Below are 17507 nucleotides of genomic sequence, written 5' to 3'. Positions count from 1 at the left end.
TCACTTTTTTAAATCATCAGCACTCTATTGTTAAATTATTCACCTTTAACAATCCTTGCTCGGCAACGAAGCCCTTTTAAGGTGGTGTTCCAAATTTGATCCACTGCTTTTTCCGCACACTCCCGCTTAACTGCCACATAAGATTGCATAGGAAAAATAGTGATTTTCCCAACATCAGCCCCTTGAATACCACCTCTAGAAGTTAATGCCCCTAAAATATCGCCGGCACTAATCTTTGATTTTTTGCCTTCATTAATTTCAATCGTAAGCATCGGTGCAATCAACGAAATCGGCGAAGTTTCTACCAATTTTGAAAAAGGAATCTCTATCATCTCTTGCTCGGTATAGGCTTTGATATCTTCTAAACGATGCCCCTTTCCCGCAAGGCTTAAACTGACCGCAATTCCTGTTTTTCCTGCTCGTCCTGTTCTACCAATTCTATGGACATATACTTCTGCATCAAAGGGAATATCATAGTTTACCACCATTGAAAGATCCTCAATATCAAGTCCTCTTGCTGCTACATCCGTTGCAACTAATACCCGGCAACTATGATTGCTAAAACGTAGTAATACCTGATCACGTTCACGCTGGTCTAAATCCCCATGAAGCGCTAAGCTATCGATATTATGATCTTGTAAGAACTCAGCAAGCTCAATAGTTGAGGCAATGGTATTACAAAAAACAACCGTTGATTCTGGCGCATACTGATACAAAAGATTCAAAGTTGCATCCGATTTATCACGTCCATCTTCTAAAATTACAACAGATTGCTCAATTTTAGGAGCTTCAGTAACCGTTGCTTCTACCACAACCATCTCTGGTTTATATTGGATTTTACGGCTAATCGCTTGAATATCTTGAGGATAAGTTGCCGAAAACAGTAGTGTTTGGCGTCTTTGTGGCGTGTATTGAATAATCTCTTCTACTTCATCCAAAAAACCCATATCAAGCATACGATCCGCTTCATCTAAGACTAGAACTTTAACATCTGCTAAATCCAAAGTACGGCGCTCTAAATGATCTAATAATCTTCCAGGGGTACCAACCGCGATATGAGGCGCATGTTGTCCCATCGCATGAATTTGACGTTTAATGGGTGTTCCCCCACAAACTGTTGAGATTTTTAAATTAGGGATATATCGTCCTAATCTTCGAAGCTCTTTACTTACCTGATCTGCAAGCTCTCTTGTCGGGCAGATGATTAAACTTTGCGTTGTAAATTGCCTAACATCAATCTGCTCTAAAAGCCCAATACCAAAAGCAGCTGTTTTACCGCTTCCGGTTTGCGCTTGCCCCAATAGATCACGCCCTTTTAAGATAATCGGCAATGCCTTTTCTTGAATTGGCGTCATTGAGGTATAACCTAATTCTTCTAGATTTAAGAGCTGTGTTTTAGGAAGAGAGAGGGTTGAAAACTTTTGATTAGGCACTGTATATTCTCTGAAATAATAAAAATAAAAATGAGATATCCATCTCATCGATTCTTGAATGGTACGCTATTTTTCAATACTCATAAACTATAAATAATTAATGCTTAGCAATCTAAGAGAAGTTTTCATCCTCATTTTTCTCAAAAACTTACTTTATACCCTACACTTCTTACACCACAACACTAAATTGTAGGAGTAAACTATGAGTGAATTTCAAATTTCTGGTGAAACAAGGCTCTTTGGTATTTTTGCAGATCCTGTTAAACAAGTTCAAACCCCACAATTTATGAACCGTATTTTTAAGCAGCTGAAAATTGATGCCGTATGTGTTCCTTTTGAAGTCGATAGCGATCATTTAGAGCAACTTTTGAATGTGAGTAAACATATTAAAAATTTTGAAGGTGCTGTCATCACAATTCCGCACAAGATTCCTATTATGAAAATGTGTGATCAGTTAGCTCCTAATGTCCTTGAAATTGGCACGGTGAATGCTATCCGTTTTAATGATCAAAAAGAGGTGATTGGCGATACTTTTGATGGCTCTGGATTTGTTTTAGGCCTTCTTCGCAATAATGTCCCTCTTGATCAAACTTCTAGAGTTTATCAAGTTGGTGCTGGGGGTGCTGGTAGAGCTATTGCCTTTAATCTACTCCATCAAGGTGTTACAAATCTGACGATTTATAATAAGCCCCTAGAGCAAGCACAATTATTAATTGATGACCTTCAAAAAACCTATCCTAATGCAACATTAACCTTAGGAGATGATCAACCTACCGATATGACGGTCTGTATTAATGCAACGCCTGTAGGTATGATTGGTATGGAAGAGATGATACCGTTTTCTCTCGATCATTTAGATCAAGAGACTTGGATTACAGAAGTAATTATGAGACCTGATGTCACGCTTTTACTAAAAAAGGCACAAGAGAAAGGGATGCCGATTGTAAAAGGTGTTGAGATGCTAAAAGGACAAGCGACACAAATGGCGGCATTCCTGCTCAATGATCCAGCCATACTCAAGATCGATCTTAAATTGTAATTTTGAAAAGTCATTTGCGACTTCCCTCTTCCCTCATAAAATAAAAGCGCTCCTATTATTAAGAGCGCTTTCATCACTAAAATAGTAATGTTACTACTAAAGGAAACATTAAGCAGATACGGCAAATAAAAACACCGTCACAATAGACCAGATACCAAGGCAAATGGCGATAATTCCTAACGTACCTTATAATGGTGCAATTTTAGCTAATACCGCTTCGCCTTTTGCTTTTGCTGCTTCATTTTTGTTTAAAACATACTTTGTCACTAAACCATAGCCCATAATGAACCCTAACAAAGCCTCTAAAATGGCAACGGCTAATCCTGTAATCCACCAAATCGGAGCATGTGCTAAAAAGTTGATAGAGAGCACAGAAGCGATAATCCCCCAAACACCCCAAATTAAGAAAATAACGCCAATAAAGCCCTGATAAGGAGCAACTTTATCTAATAACTCTTTTGCATTAGGCTTTTTCGATAAAACAAGTAAAGGGCTTGCTAAAAGTCCTAAGATAATTAATAAAATGCCGTAAATCATTACTCAATATTTCCTATTTGAAATTAAAAAAAAGCTAGTATATAGACATAAAATTAACATTCAAATAGATGGCAATATAATCAGCAATATAAAATTCAAATAAATTATTAATGTGTTTTCATTTGCTTTTTAAATTAAATATCAAAAGTGTTTTTTTAATAATCCTCTTATCTAAAATGTTTCTTAAAACAGGCATTAATAATTCCATTAGTCACAAAGAACCCGATGATTAAAAAAAATAGAGCAATAATGATTAAGGTAAAGGAGAAAAGTTCAAGCATCATCGCCCCAGAGGCTGACCATAAGTAAATTCCTGTGCCCATTGCGGACAAAATTCCCGATGCTAAAAATAAAATAGGAGTCGCTATCAATACTGATGATAAATGCAATTGTGTTAAAGAGGGGTGATTTTTCACGCCTAGAATTAAAAAATAAAGGCTCATTGGTATATAAGCAATCATATAAAAGCTAGGGATCATCTTTAGCAATATCACGCTCCAACTCATCTCGTAAAAAGTATCTGATATCGAAAAATTCACTAAGGAAGTCCACACAAGATGAAAGATGATCTCTATAAAACTATAACTAGTAAAAATTGCCAACATATTGGCAAATCGCCAATAACGAGAAGAATAAACCTTACAGAGCCCACCCTCATAACGATCAAAAGCCCTGCGGAACATACTGATTAATAAAATAAAGGTTAAAAGGGGGACTAAGAAAAGAAGAAGTAACAGTAATGATAACCATTGAAATAGCGTCATTATAGATTCATACGTCAAGAAATAGATGCTGTTATTTACAAGAACAATAAAAAGACCTAAAAATCCCCAGACAATCAAATAAAAAAGTACCATTAACCCTATCGTAAAAATAATATTTATTCTTGTGACAACATTAATTTTAAAATGATGAAATACCATCATGATAAATCCCATCAAAGCCGTTGCTGATAATATGGCACCTAATAAAAAGGTCAGAAAACTAAAACCGTCATCAAAGGGAAAGAAGTCTAAAACATTAAAGTCCTTATAAAAGACAAGCCCTAATATTGTGATGAGCTGTAAAACTAAAATCGTTCCAACTCCAACCATAGGAAGCTTATAAAGCGAGAATGGGTGTTCTATCTTATTCATGTGATATTTCCCTATCCCTTCTTAGGCGCTTGCTTCATTTTATAAAAAGCAGCCAATAAAGAAAAAATGGTTGCCGGAATAAAAGAAAAAAGTAACGCTCCCAAAAAATTTATGACTAGATCTACGGGAAAACCGCCTATTCCAACTAAAACCGTTCTCTCTGAGAGTAGAGAAATAATTCCTAATACGAAAGGAAAAGACATGATATAAAACATGAAAAATAACATGCTACTTTAAGCCTCACATAATCTGTATCAGTGTGATATTTTCCCTACACCAATGAAATTAAAGAAATATCCATTATTTTATATAAATAGGTTACGCATAATTAATATAATTTATACCTTAAATCTTAACTTTAAAATATTTGTCAACAGCATGATATTAATTAACAAGAAGAAACCTATAAAATCTCTAGGCAAAAAAATACCCAGAAAAGTCTTCTGGGTATGATGCATGAACCACTTTACCTAAATATTACTTCTGCCAGGCTGTTGGTAAAATAAAACCATCATAAAGAGATTCATTTTGAATATAGCTTGCAAAAGCATCAGACTCATAGGCTGCTTTTAAATCCTTCGCCCACTGTTTATCTTGATCTTCGCCACGAATAGAGATCATCACCACATGCTCTTCTGGCGTCTCTTCCACAACTAAAGCATCTGTCATTTTAAGACCGGCATTGGCAACATAGTTTCCATTAATCACTGCAAAATCGACATCTTCTAAAATTCTTAAACCTTGGGCTGGATCTAATAATAGAACTTTTATGCCATTTAAAGAGATAATATCTCTCTCACTAAAGCGGGAAACTTCTTCATTTGTCACTTCAACCCAACCGATGCTCTCTAAGATTCTTGCTGCACGTTCAGCATTGACTGGATCATTCGGGATTGCCACGGTCATGCCGGCTTTTACATCGTCTAGAGATTGATGTTTTGTGCTACGAAGCGATTGCGGCGCGCTTGCGGTGTCTGCAAGTTTCACCATATTCATACTTAACTCTTTATTCATTTCTTCCATATAAGCGATGCTTTGATGCCCTGCGACATCAATCGAACCATCTTTTAAAGCGGGGTTGATTTGCATATTTTGCGATAAGATTTTTACCACAACTTCATAACCTTGATCCTCAAGAATAGGACGAATTCCCTTCTCAAATTGCTCAGCATATGTTGATGGGCCAAAACCAAAGACAATCTTTTTATCAGAATCTTTACCCTCACCACAAGCTGCAATTAGTAGCGTTATTGCCATCAGAGAGATAACTTTAAAAGAGTGTGTCCATTGTTTTAATAATTGCATGATAAAAGTCTCCTTAACTTTTTTGCCAGTTTTACTGGTCCTGTTTGCAATAGTTAGATCTATTTAGACCATGATTTCGGGAATATTAATCCCTCATAAATCGGGTCATTTTTAATAAATACTTCAAATTCTTTTGACTCATAAGCCTCTTTAATATCTTTCGCCCATGTTTCATGTTGGTTTTTCTCTAAAATAGCGACTTTTACAAGATGCTCTTCTGGAGAATCTTCAATCGCTAATCCATCTTGAATACGCTCTCCGGCATTTGTGACAAAGTTACCATTCACCACCGCAAAATCGATATCTTGTAAAGCACGTAGCATTAATGCCGATTCCATCTCCACAATTTTAGGAGTAACGCTCCCTGGCTTAATCTCATTGACGTGAAACGTTGAAACATCAATTTCAGGGGCTAGCTCAATCCAGCCCACTGATTCGAGTAATCTTGCTGCTCTTTCAGAGCTCACAGGATCTGATGGAATCGCAATGGTCATACCATCACGGATATCATCAATACTCTGATGTCTTAAAGAGCGAATAGTTTGCGGCGCGCTTGGTGTATCAGCCCAAACCATCATCGCATCTCCGCCTAACCGACGATTCATCTCCTGAAGATTTGCCGTACTAATATGGACAGAAACATCTACCGCACCTTCTTTTAATGCCGGTGGAATCATAGAGTTTTGAGAGAAAGTCTTAATAGAAACCTTATAACCTTTCTGCTCTAAAAGCGGAATAATTCCCCCTTCAACTTGATTCACATAAATAGAAGGGCCTAAACCAAAGACAATCTCTTTTTTCTCACCTTGCTCCTCACTACAAGCAGCAAGGATCATTCCGGCAATAAAAAGTAATCCTATTTTAAATACCGATAACATTGCCGGCATTTTTGATAATAATTGCCTGAGTGATCCCTTTCCCATCTTTTTTGTGATATTCATTCCCTTCCATCCTTATAATTCTATGATGTTATTAACAATGTTTTTTAATCTACTTCATTAAAAAATATCAAAAACTAAAGGCTAAACGCCCTAAGAAGATAACTTTTAAGACAAAGCTTCCCCTGTCTAGCTTTTTTGCTAAACAAAATTTATTATTTGATGCTATTTAAAATGCGGAGCTTATATGATTAAACGCTACTACCGGCATTAATCCCCCACAATCATTAAAGTGTTAAAACACTTTTCGCTAAATTGGTGTAAACCATATCTTCCATCGGCGGATTATGTAATCCTGCACGAACATCTCGATAAGCTCTTGATAATGGATGCTTTTGAGATAAGCTTCTTGCGCCAACAATTCGCATGGCAAGATCAACGACTTCTAAAGCATGATTGACGATCGCAACTTTAACAGCGCTTAACTCATCCCCCATCTCCAATCGTTCCTCAGCATTTGCCTCATCCCATTTTTTCGCAACACCAAAGAGAAAATACTCCATCTCCATGAGTTTTACTCGAATCTGCCCGATTTTTTGCTGTACCGTTGGGAACTGCCCGACGGTTCCCCCTTTCATCGCATTTGAAGAGTAACTATTGGCAAAATCGACCGCTTCTTCAAATGCGCCTGTGGCAATCCCAAAATAGACTGCCGGAATATGAAGAAGCCATCCTTGGGGATCTTTCTTACCTGGGATTAAGTATTGCGCGAGATCCTCATTTCTAATCTCAACATTCTCTAATACCAGATCATGACTCCCTGTAGCGCTCATCGCAATTGAATCCCATGTCTCTTCAATTGAAACGCCGCTTAACTCTCTTTTTACCAGAAAACTTGCAACCTGATCTGAACCATCGATGCCGGCGCTCACCGCAAAATAATCTAAAACAGGCGATAATGTCGTAAATGTCTTACGACCATTTAAAGCCCAGCCATTAGCACTCTTCACCGCTGTCGTTTCTGGGCGACCGCCTCGCGTTGGGCTCCCTGTTGCCGGCTCTGACGCGGCATTATTAATGAGCGCCCCTTTTGCGATAACATCTTTAGCAAACTCTGCATAAAGTGCAGGATCCCAATTATTAGTCTCCCCAAGATGTTTACTAATTCCCATATGCCAACCGATCGCAAGCCCTGTTGAGCCATCATTTTTAGCAATTTCTGCTTGCAGTCTTAACATCTCTTCTAAAGAGATCCCTGCGCCCCCTAAAACTTTGGGAACCGTTAATGCCGGGAAATTAACAGCTCTTAAATCAGCATAATTTTCTAATGGAAATGTTCCTGCAACATCATGCTGATAAGCACGTGCTTTAAATGCTTTTGCAATCTCTTGAATCGCATCAAGACGGGCTTTAGAACTCATTTCTACTAAATTAATAACATGACTCATGACTTTCTCCAGGACGAATAATAGAAGGACACGTGATTTCACGCATCTTACTTAGTGGATTTAGGGCTGAAATTGATATGGGATTTGAGATGAAATAGTTCTTTTATAAGAATATAAACGACTATTTCATCTCAATAATTATTTAATGATAACGTTTAGCAAGGAAGTTACCGAGTGACTGAATCGCTTGAACAATCACCACAAGCAGCACAACCGTATAGAACATCGCGACACTATCAAATCGCTGATAACCATAGTTAAGGGCTAAATCCCCAATACCACCACCGCCAACAGCACCAGCCATTGCTGTCGCACCCACTAATCCAATGGTTGCTGTTGTGAAGTTCAAGATAAGTGAGCCACGTGCTTCTGGTAATAAGAACTTCCAAATAATCTGAAATGTTGTAGCGCCCATTGAGTTAGCAGCTTCTACAATCCCATGATCCACTTCTAAAAGTGAACTCTCTACCAAACGCCCAATAAAGGGGGAGATATAGATAATTAAAGGCACAATTGCCGCAGAGGTTCCAATCGATGTTCCCACTACCATTCTAGTAAAAGGAATGATTGCCACCATTAAGATAATAAAGGGAAGTGAGCGTACGATATTCACAACCGTATTTAATACTTTATAAAAAAATGAAGACTCTTCAATCCCACCTGGGCGTGTTAAAACCAATAAAATGCCAATGACTGAACCTAAAATTGTCCCGATCACGAGCGAAACGCCTACCATGACAAACGTTTCCCAACCTGCTTGGAGGAATTGTTCCAATGTCACTTGGGTTTTAAATGTTTCTGTATACCAATCTAACATGATTATGCTCCTCTTTTCACAGAATCAAGATTTAACTCTTTTTGTGTCACATTAATCGAGTGTTTCGATCCTTCATGTGTCACTCTTACGCCATGGAAACGTAGAAATGCAATCGCTTCTTCTACTTTGGCGCTCTCTCCTGTCATTTGTACAAAGGTGCTACCTAAAATATTGCCCTCGATCTCAATCATGTTGGCAAAGAGAATATTAATCACCACATCGCCCTTAAGAATTAGCTCATTAATCACAGGTTCCTGCGCCGAGCGTCCTAAAAACTCAAAGCGATAGATATCGGTTAATGTTGGGTCATCAAGGTTTTGTAACACGCGCTCCGGAATAGAATCCCCAATCACTGTACGGACAAAGCTTTTCGTCGTTGTTTTTTCTGGATTCCCAAAGACATCAATAGTTTTACCACTTTCAATTACTTCGCCTTTTTCCATTACGGCGACTTTATTACAAAGATATTCCACCACTTCCATCTGGTGCGTAACCATCATAATCGTCACGCCTTGCTCTTTATTGATCTTCTTTAAAAGATCTAAAATTGAGATGGTTGTTTGGGGATCTAATGCCGAAGTTGCTTCATCACAAAGGAGAATCTTAGGGTCATTTACTAAAGCACGCGCAATACCAATACGCTGTTTTTGCCCGCCCGAGAGCTCACGGGGATAAGAATTCTTTTTATCAGGTAACTCAACAAACTGTAAAAGCTCGTCCACTCGGCGATTAATCTCTGCTTTTGAATGATTACCACTTAAGGTGAGTGGTAATGCGATATTTTCCGCAACAGTTTTAGTCTCAAGCAAATTAAAGTGCTGGAAGATCATACCGATATTTTTTTTCGCTAAACGGAGCTCTTTTGGCGTATACGTTGAAAGATCTCGTCCATCAACAATCACTTTGCCTTTTGTAGGACTTTCAATATCATTCACAAGACGAATTAATGTACTTTTTCCGGCACCACTATAGCCGATCACTCCAAAGATATCGCCTTTTTCAATATGCAGACTAACATCTTTTAACGCTTCAGTTTCAACACCGTTGCGTAGATAAGTTTTATAGATATGTTCAAATTGGATCACTGGGTTTTCTCCGTTTATAGACTTTTAGTAATGAAATTGGGTTTTGACGTGTCAAAATGCAACAGCACATGATCATCTGTATCATTGGGTTTTTCATCATTTTACACATTCTCTTTCAACTCCTTACTCTGTGACAAAGCGCCTACTTCTTGTGGCAGGATACGATCTCAATTATTCAATCTTTTCGTGCAAAGCGCAACACCTCCTATAATAAAACATACATAGCATATAAAAACAATATGAATTAACATTTTTTTTATCAAATAAACCTTTTAAAAAGGTTTAAACACGCTATATAAAATCATACAAAACCTTTTTAAAGCTAGATTTATCAAGCGATATCAGTATTTCATTAAAAAAAATAGATGACATCAAAAAAGCCTACCTTATTGGTAGGCTTAGTAATTTTTATACACTTTTATGTCAATTTTTAAAACATCCTCAAAAGATCGGTATTTAAAACAAAAATCATCGCTAATTATTTAGACAATTCAAGCTGTTATTTTATTAAATATTTATTTTCGATAAGCCTTTAATACTGCGGGAATCTGATTAATTCGGTCCAAAAGACGGCTTAATTGATCTACATGATTAATCTCTAACGTAAAACTAATTGATCTTGTATCTGCGCTCTCTTGCTTCATATTCATATTCGTTATCTTCAAATGCTCAGCCGATACTAATTGACTAATCTCTTGAAGAAGATCCACATTCGCATAGGCAATCACATGAATATCCGCTTCAACAAGACGCTCATCACTCGATCCCCAATCAACATCTATGCCTCTTTCCGGATTTTGATCCAGCATATTTTGGTAATTAACACAGTTAAGGCGATGAATCGTCACACCGCGATTGATCGTAATATATCCCCCAATAAGATCTGGTGGTGCAGGTTTACAACAAGTCGCCATTGAGGTTAATAATTTCCCCATCCCTTTCACTTGAATGCCGCTTTGGGCTTTTTTCGTTTGCGGGCGCACCATTAAATCTGGATCAAAATTATTTTTGGGTTTTTCTCCTGGCAACCTTGCGATAAGCTGCGCAATAGTGATATCCCCTGAACCAATATTGGCGTAAAGATCATTGATACTTGTACAATGAAGTTTACTGGCTAATCGTCTTAACTCTTCATCACTTAAACGGACATTTAAGCGCGAAAGCTCCTTTTCCACCATTGCCTTTCCAGCTTGAAGATTACTCTCAATCTCTTGCGCTCTAAACCATGCCCGAATTTTAGAACGGGTACGACTTGAGCCTGTATACCCTAAATGGGGTGACATCCAATCCCGACTAGGATTTGGGACTTTCCCTGTTAAAATTTCTACCACATCACGATTTTGAAGCACATAAGTCAATGACACAATTGCCCCATTGACCTTCGCGCCTCGGCAACGATTACCTAGACCTGTATGAATTTTATAAGCAAAGTCTAAAGGGGTTGATCCGGCAATAAGCTCTAAAGGCTCACCTGCTGGAGTCATCACATAGACATTCTCATTAAAGATCGACTCTTCAGTGATCTGTTCTTCACCCTCTTCAAGGGCTCTATTTAAGTGATCACGTAGCCAATTTAAATCCGCCTGATCAATAGAAGTTCCTCGCCCTTCCTTATACTTCCAATGCGCAGCAACGCCCATTTCAGCATCATTGTGCATTTTGTGCGTTCGAATCTGTACTTCTAAGGCTAAATCTCCTGGCGCTAAAACCACCGTATGTAATGATTGATAGCCATTAGGTTTAGGATTGGCAATATAATCATCAAACTCTCTTGGAATCGGTACCCATAATTCATGGATAATGCCTAAAACAGCGTAACAATCTGCTGTGCTATCGACTAATATCCGCACGGCTCGAATATCGTATAATTGCTCAAAACTTAAATTCTTCTGGCGCATCTTCCGCGCAATACTATAAATATGCTTCACACGCCCAGAAACATCCGCCTTAATTTGATGCTCAAGCAACAAACGCTTAATTGTTGCCATGACATTTTCAATATACTCCTCACGCATCTTACGCTTGCCATCAAGCTTTGATGCTATCTCGCGATAAAAATCAGGCTCTAAAAAACGAAAAGCATAATCTTCAAGCTCCCACTTAATTCCTGAGAGCCCTAGCCTATTGGCAATCGGTGCAAAAATGGTATTGGTATTTTGTGCAATGGCACGCTGCTTATCTTCTTGTGAATCGCGCGCATTACGCATCACAATCACCTGATAAGCAAGCATGACAACAATGACCCTTACATCTTCTGCAAAGGCTAAAAACATCTTACGCAGCGTTTCTGGAGATTTCTCGTGCGAAATCGATCCTGAGGTTAAATGATTCACAACGCCAAGATATTGAATAAATTTACGAGTGCTTTCTGGCTGTTCTTCAACTGAAACGCCTAAAATAAAGAGAATCAAGGCGACTTGCGGCATTACCTCAATATCTAGTTGATCTAGATAGTATGCCGTTTCAAGTGCGATTTTATATAGTGGATGATCCTGATATTTAATACAGGCAGCGAAATATTCCGGCTTCCACGAATCTTCTTTACTTTGTAGCCACTCTTGGAGAGCGGTCAATGTTATTGACTTTGACACATCTACTTCTCCGTCTCATTTATCATTATTCTTTGCTAAGCAAAATAGTCAGGTAATCAGACATTATAATGCAATTATCAAACAAATGGGTCTCTCTTTTATAGCGATATCTGCAAAAACACTCAAGTGTTCGCCCCTTTTTTGCACGCTAAAACTCACTCGATTCCCTAAATACACATCTATCCTCAATATTTATGACTTTCGATAACAATATCCCTTAAGACTTAATCATTAACCCGAAGCCTTAAAAAATGCCTACCATGATTCATCCTCAATGATTGGTAATTATGAGTATTTAAATACAATAAATAGTATTTAAATATACAAATATAGCTATATTCCCAATATAAAATAACAATTTTTCTTGTACGCTATCAAGCCTCAATATATTTAACATCAACATTAATAGTATTACTAATATTCAAATATTATTGGATCGACTTTCAACATCGCTTTAATCGCATAAAAGCCTTCATTTCCATAATTTTTTTAATGGATAATCCTTATGAAAAAATATCTCTTACTCTGCCTTCTCTCTTGCTCCTTTGTCTTTGCACAAGGCTATTCCACAATTAAATTGAAAGCAATGCAAGGAAATGCCGCCGCACAAGTTGCCGTAGGTGAAGAGCTCTATCATGATGCAACTACTGAAAAAGAGTATCTCGAGGCTGAAAAATACTTAAAACTTGCGGCAGAACAAGGGGAAGGATTAGCACAATATTATCTTGCTACTATCTACTACTTAGGACTTGCCGGTGTTGAAGATGATCAGCTTGCCCTCAAATGGTTCTTAGAATCAGCCAAGCAAGGAGATTCCGATGCTCAATATTATGTGGGTGAAATTTATTATTATGGGCTTACCGCTGATCCTGACTATCAAGAAGCTTATAAGTGGTTGCAACTTTCTGCTAAAAATGAGGATCCAGATGCACAAAATTTATTAGGAGAAATTGCCTATTTAGGCAGCTTAGGAGAAGAAGACAATGAAACTGCATTTCAATGGTTTACATTATCAGCTAAGCAAGGAAACTCAGCTTCTCAGCATCGTTTAGCGGAAATTGCTTATCTTGGCCTATTAGGAGAACCTGATTATGAAACAAGTTTATATTGGCTAAAACTCGCCGTTGAGCAAGATGATGCCGATGCGCAAGGATTACTGGCGGAATTTTACTTCTATGGGGATGCATTACCTCAAGATTATGAAAAAGCTCGTTACTGGGCTGAACTCGCGGCAGCGGAGGATAATTCTACAGGGCAAATGGTATTAGGGTATCTCCACCTTCATGGGCTTGGAGTTACACAAGATATTGATTTAGCAGAGCGTTATGCAATTTCATCTGCTGAACAACAAGATGCTGCCGGAATAACTTTACTTGGAAAAGTCTATATTCAACGCTATCTTGAAGACAAAAATGCAGCTTATATCAAAAAAGCACAAAGATACTTTGAAACTGCAGCCCTTAATTATGAAGAGCCCTATGCCCAACTTGCCCTTGCTTCCCTCTATGCACAAGGAATAGGTGTTAAGCAAGATCTTAAAAAAGCAATGACCTTTGCTCGTCTTGCCGAAGCTCAGGGATTATTAGAGACTCAAACCATCATTGCTGTGATCTACTCAAAAGAGGGAAAGAGTGATCTAGCACTTGAATGGGCTCAAAAAGCTTGTCAAAATGAGATTGAGGGCGCTTGTAATTTCTATCGAATACTCTCACAATAATGATCATCACTTAAAGGAGATAAGCTGAAGATGTTTAAATTAGTATTCCATATTAATGAGCCTCAAAAATGGCCTATGTTACTTAATAACATTCACAATACGATTCAAGCTCTTCAAACAGACAATGTGCCTTTTAATATTGTGATTATCGCGAATGCCGGCGCGGTACAAGGATATCTAGATTCTGAAACCCGCCAAAAAATTGCGGAGCTAACCATTCACAATGAAGCTGAAAATATCCAATTTTATGCTTGCCAAAACTCCTTAAAAGGGCAAGACATTTCTATAGATGAACTTAATCCTAAAAATACGCCCATCACGATAGATACAGTCCCCGTTGCAATTATTGCCTTAGTAGAGCACCAAAAAGCTGAATTTGCTTATATAAAGCTCTAATAAAAAAATTAATAGATAGGCAAAAAAAACCTCTTAGAGATGAGTTTAAAATCACCCTAAGAGGACAAATTAGCTTTATTAACTACCTAGATACATCAGTATCAAATCACTCTGCAAGAGCTATCAAAATAGAATACCCTTAACCACCCCTATCTTGCATTGATCCTTGTCACTAAAAAAGCTTTACCAACCAAAGAGATAGGGAGATATTGATCTAAAACAGCTCTCATTAAATCTTCCTGTGATAAGCGCTTAAAGGAGATATTCCAAGCGCGTAAACTCACGCCATAGACTCGATCTAAATCATGATGAAATTGCGGTGTTGGATTTTGAGCAATGACTTCAGTGATTAACTCTTTTAAATAAGGGGAATCAATCAACCTATTTTGCAAAAAATCATGAACCTCTTTCGTAAAATAGACCGCATAATGCTCTGGCCTTTCTGCGGCAAAAATACTCTTTGCTTCAGGTAAAGCATCTGCAAAGGGGATATAAGGCTTGACGCAATAGATTGGCGTACCATCAACTAAATCGTGACCTGAAACTTCAATTTCGACATTTTTCCAATCAATAGATTCAATCTTAACAGCAGATAATCCTAAGCCATTAGGACGAAAAGAGCTTCTGGTAGCAAAAACTCCCATTCGCTCATTTCCACCCAATCTTTGAGGTCGAACAGTCGCTTTACCATTCCAATGATTTTGATGAAAGCCAAAGGTAAGCCAAATATGGCTAGAAAGTTCTAAACCATGAAGATAATTCTCATGATTAAAGGGCGGTAAAAATCGGATCATTCCACGGGCAGACTTCACAATCCCCGCTTGCCGAGGGACGCCGAACTTTTCAGGAAAGCAACCTTCCATTACCGCTACGGCTTCTATCTCTCGTAAACCATAGGCCGAGTATTCCTGCCCTTTAAGATCATTTAAGCTATCTTTATGAGATTCTGGAGCATGATGCAAATCAGGCTGTATTTTTAGATTATCTTTCATGGTCGATAACTACAAGGTTTCACCTAAAAGCGCTAAAAAATCCTCTTCACTAACAATCGCTACCCCATGTTTTTCTGCTTGCGTTAGTTTACTGCCGGCTTTTTCACCGGCAAGTAATCTTGTCGTTGATTTAGAAACAGAGCCTGTCACCTTTGCCCCAAGCGCCATGAGTTTATCTTTAGCCTCATTGCGATCATATTTTGAGAGCGTGCCGGTAATCACCCACGTTTCACCCAAAAGTGGTAACGCATCATGATTTGTGACATCCACTTTTGCCGGATATTGAATCTCAATGCCGGCATTTATTAAGGCTTGGATAAGTTCTTTATGATGATCTAGTGCAAAAAACTCCACAATCCGTTTAGCAACAATAGGACCGATATCTTCTAACTGCATTAAGACCGTTTCATCCGTATCTATGAGATCTTGTAAGGTTTCAAAATGACTGGCAAGTGTTCTTGCCGTCGCTTCCCCTACTTCGCGAATACCAAGGGCGTAGATAAAGTTTGAAAATGCCGGTGTTTTACTACCTTCAATACTAAGAAGCATTTTCTCAGCAGATTTCTCCCCCATTCTTGGTAATTCTAATAAGCGCCCTTTTTCTAAATGGTATAGATCAGCGATAGAATCTATCACCTTCTCTTTTAATAAAACTTCCAACCATCTGCCGCCAATACCATCAATATTCATCGCGGTGCGTGAGACAAAATGCTTTAATCCTTCAAGTTTTTGCGCATCACAAGTCAATCCCCCACTACAACGCGCAATTGCTTCTCCTTCAAGGCGGATAATGGGCGAATCACAAATGGGGCAATTTGTTGGAAAGATAATCTCTCTCACCGATTTTTCATCACGATTTTCAACTACGACTCGAATCACTTTAGGAATCACATCTCCTGCCCTGTGAATCATCACTTCATCCCCAATCATCACCCCTAGCCGGGTAATCTCATCTTGATTATGAAGGGTAGCATTAGATACCACAACACCGCCCACTTCAACAGGATCAAGTCTAGCCACAGGCGTAATAGCACCGGTTCTTCCCACTTGGAAATCCACATCAAGCAAACGAGTTCTCGCTTCCATTGCCGGGAACTTCACGGCAATGGCAAAACGGGGAGAACGAGAGACAAATCCAAGCCGCTCTTGAAGCAGTAGATTATCTACTTTAATGACCACACCATCAATCTCAAAAGGCAATTCATCTCGTGAGCTTTCCGTCTTTTGATAATAAGCCATTAAGTCTTTAAAATCAGCAATCTTCTCATTTAAAGGGGAAACCGGAATGCCGAGCGTATTCACATAAGTTAGCCACGCACTGTGACTCTCAATTTCAACGGGCAATGCTTCATAAAGCCCCACTCCATAGCAATAAAAGCTGAGCTCTCGTTCTGCGGCGATTTTAGAGTCTAATTGTCGAATCGAGCCAGCAGCTGCATTTCGGGGATTTGCAAAAGGCTTTTGCCCTCTTTTTAACTGACGATCATTAATCTTTTCAAAGACCGATTTACGCATAAAGACTTCCCCTCGCACCTCTAATCTTCGAGGAAAATCTCCCGCTAATTGATGAGGTAGGCTACGAATCGTCTTCACATTTTCTGTAATCTCTTCCCCCACAACACCATCACCTCGGGTTGCAGCCTGTGTTAAAACCCCATTTTCATAAATAATGCTCACTGCTAAACCATCAAGTTTTGGCTCAGCATAGTAATCTACCTGCGTGATAGAACCGCCTAAACGCTCTAATACTCGCTGATGAAACCCTTCAAGATCAGCTTCATTAAAAGCATTATCTAAAGAGAGCATCGGGCGCTCATGGCGAACTTCTGTAAACCCTGATAAAACTTTCCCCCCAACTTTTCCTGTGGGGCTATTAGGGTCTTTCCACTCAGGATGAGCTTCTTCTAAAGCCTTTAACTCGTGAAACAGCGCATCAAACTCATGATCCGGAATAAGCGTTTCATCCAGTACATGATAATTATAATTTAATCGATTAATCTCTTTCGTTAAAAAACTCATACGTTCTTTATTGGAGTTACTCACGCTGATTCCTCTATTTTGTTCATTCAAGCCTTTTGAAGCATCTTTTCGATCCTTCTAAACAACTGGCTTATTTCTAATACGATCTTGTTG

The 17507-nt window shown here is 38.5% G+C and carries 14 protein-coding genes; 3 read left to right on the top strand and 11 right to left on the bottom strand.

The features are described 5' to 3' along the window. Window positions 1-35: 35 nt before the first annotated feature. Window positions 36-1433 (bottom strand): ATP-dependent RNA helicase DbpA, encoded by a 1398-nt coding sequence (gene dbpA, locus MMG00_RS01530; protein WP_242150391.1) that lies wholly within the window; start codon window positions 1431-1433, stop codon window positions 36-38. Between the two features lie 202 nt (window positions 1434-1635). Here dbpA and MMG00_RS01525 point away from each other — a divergent pair, with 202 nt between their 5' ends. Next, window positions 1636-2472 carry a shikimate dehydrogenase family protein gene (locus MMG00_RS01525; RefSeq protein ID WP_242150388.1) on the top strand — a complete coding sequence of 279 codons (837 nt, stop codon included), beginning with the start codon at window positions 1636-1638 and terminating at the stop codon, window positions 2470-2472. Window positions 2473-2658: 186 nt separating this feature from the next. Here MMG00_RS01525 and MMG00_RS01520 read toward each other — a convergent pair whose 3' ends face one another. From MMG00_RS01520 to MMG00_RS01485, 8 genes are all read right to left on the bottom strand, one after another. Continuing rightward, window positions 2659-3009: a hypothetical protein gene (locus MMG00_RS01520; RefSeq protein ID WP_270049332.1), complete on the bottom strand. Its 351-nt coding sequence runs from the start codon at window positions 3007-3009 to the stop codon at window positions 2659-2661. Between the two features lie 167 nt (window positions 3010-3176). Continuing rightward, window positions 3177-4145, bottom strand: coding sequence for a hypothetical protein (locus MMG00_RS01515; RefSeq protein ID WP_242150385.1), 969 nt, complete (start codon window positions 4143-4145; stop codon window positions 3177-3179). Window positions 4146-4622: 477 nt separating this feature from the next. Then, on the bottom strand, window positions 4623-5450 hold the full coding sequence (locus tag MMG00_RS01510; protein ID WP_242150381.1) for a MetQ/NlpA family ABC transporter substrate-binding protein: 828 nt from the start codon (window positions 5448-5450) through the stop codon (window positions 4623-4625). Between the two features lie 59 nt (window positions 5451-5509). After that, window positions 5510-6391: a MetQ/NlpA family ABC transporter substrate-binding protein gene (locus tag MMG00_RS01505; RefSeq protein WP_242150377.1), complete on the bottom strand. Its 882-nt coding sequence runs from the start codon at window positions 6389-6391 to the stop codon at window positions 5510-5512. A gap of 224 nt (window positions 6392-6615) precedes the next feature. Further along, window positions 6616-7776: an acyl-CoA dehydrogenase family protein gene (locus MMG00_RS01500; RefSeq protein WP_242150374.1), complete on the bottom strand. Its 1161-nt coding sequence runs from the start codon at window positions 7774-7776 to the stop codon at window positions 6616-6618. A 142-nt stretch (window positions 7777-7918) separates the two neighbouring features. Continuing rightward, entirely contained in the window at window positions 7919-8593 is a 675-nt protein-coding gene (locus tag MMG00_RS01495; RefSeq protein ID WP_242150371.1) for a methionine ABC transporter permease, read from the bottom strand. A 2-nt stretch (window positions 8594-8595) separates the two neighbouring features. Beyond that, entirely contained in the window at window positions 8596-9678 is a 1083-nt protein-coding gene (locus tag MMG00_RS01490; RefSeq protein ID WP_242150368.1) for a methionine ABC transporter ATP-binding protein, read from the bottom strand. Window positions 9679-10193: 515 nt separating this feature from the next. Then, on the bottom strand, window positions 10194-12269 hold the full coding sequence (locus MMG00_RS01485; RefSeq protein WP_242150365.1) for a RelA/SpoT family protein: 2076 nt from the start codon (window positions 12267-12269) through the stop codon (window positions 10194-10196). Between the two features lie 505 nt (window positions 12270-12774). Here MMG00_RS01485 and MMG00_RS01480 point away from each other — a divergent pair. Together MMG00_RS01480 and MMG00_RS01475 are read left to right on the top strand one after the other, a co-directional pair. Further along, entirely contained in the window at window positions 12775-13986 is a 1212-nt protein-coding gene (locus tag MMG00_RS01480; protein ID WP_242150362.1) for a tetratricopeptide repeat protein, read from the top strand. Window positions 13987-14016: 30 nt separating this feature from the next. Next, a complete protein-coding gene (locus MMG00_RS01475; protein ID WP_242150360.1) occupies window positions 14017-14382 on the top strand; it encodes a DsrE family protein in 366 nt (121 codons plus the stop codon). A 149-nt stretch (window positions 14383-14531) separates the two neighbouring features. Here the strand turns inward: MMG00_RS01475 and tsaA are convergent, their stop codons facing one another. Together tsaA and ligA are read right to left on the bottom strand one after the other, a co-directional pair. Continuing rightward, a complete protein-coding gene (gene tsaA, locus MMG00_RS01470) occupies window positions 14532-15374 on the bottom strand; it encodes a tRNA (N6-threonylcarbamoyladenosine(37)-N6)-methyltransferase TrmO (RefSeq protein WP_242150357.1) in 843 nt (280 codons plus the stop codon). Between the two features lie 9 nt (window positions 15375-15383). Further along, window positions 15384-17417 carry an NAD-dependent DNA ligase LigA gene (ligA, locus tag MMG00_RS01465; protein WP_242150354.1) on the bottom strand — a complete coding sequence of 678 codons (2034 nt, stop codon included), beginning with the start codon at window positions 17415-17417 and terminating at the stop codon, window positions 15384-15386. Between the last annotated feature and the right edge of the window lie 90 nt (window positions 17418-17507).

It is taken from the genome of Ignatzschineria rhizosphaerae (genome assembly GCF_022655595.1).
Classification (GTDB): Bacteria; Pseudomonadota; Gammaproteobacteria; order Cardiobacteriales; family Wohlfahrtiimonadaceae; genus Ignatzschineria; species Ignatzschineria rhizosphaerae.
Note: the sequence above shows the minus strand (reverse complement) of the source record. Positions and strands in the feature narration are given on the sequence as shown.

Bases quoted from the DNA above. Each gene is read 5' to 3' on its own strand.
- MMG00_RS01525 (WP_242150388.1), top strand. From the start codon at position 1,636: ATGAGTGAATTTCAAATTTCTGGTGAAACAAGGCTCTTTGGTATTTTT.
- MMG00_RS01495 (WP_242150371.1), bottom strand. From the start codon at position 8,593: ATGTTAGATTGGTATACAGAAACATTTAAAACCCAAGTGACATTGGAA.
- tsaA (WP_242150357.1), bottom strand. From the start codon at position 15,374: ATGAAAGATAATCTAAAAATACAGCCTGATTTGCATCATGCTCCAGAA.
- MMG00_RS01480 (WP_242150362.1), top strand. From the start codon at position 12,775: ATGAAAAAATATCTCTTACTCTGCCTTCTCTCTTGCTCCTTTGTCTTT.
- MMG00_RS01475 (WP_242150360.1), top strand. From the start codon at position 14,017: ATGTTTAAATTAGTATTCCATATTAATGAGCCTCAAAAATGGCCTATG.
- MMG00_RS01520 (WP_270049332.1), bottom strand. From the start codon at position 3,009: ATGATTTACGGCATTTTATTAATTATCTTAGGACTTTTAGCAAGCCCT.
- MMG00_RS01505 (WP_242150377.1), bottom strand. From the start codon at position 6,391: ATGAATATCACAAAAAAGATGGGAAAGGGATCACTCAGGCAATTATTA.
- MMG00_RS01515 (WP_242150385.1), bottom strand. From the start codon at position 4,145: ATGAATAAGATAGAACACCCATTCTCGCTTTATAAGCTTCCTATGGTT.
- MMG00_RS01500 (WP_242150374.1), bottom strand. From the start codon at position 7,776: ATGAGTCATGTTATTAATTTAGTAGAAATGAGTTCTAAAGCCCGTCTT.
- MMG00_RS01510 (WP_242150381.1), bottom strand. From the start codon at position 5,450: ATGCAATTATTAAAACAATGGACACACTCTTTTAAAGTTATCTCTCTG.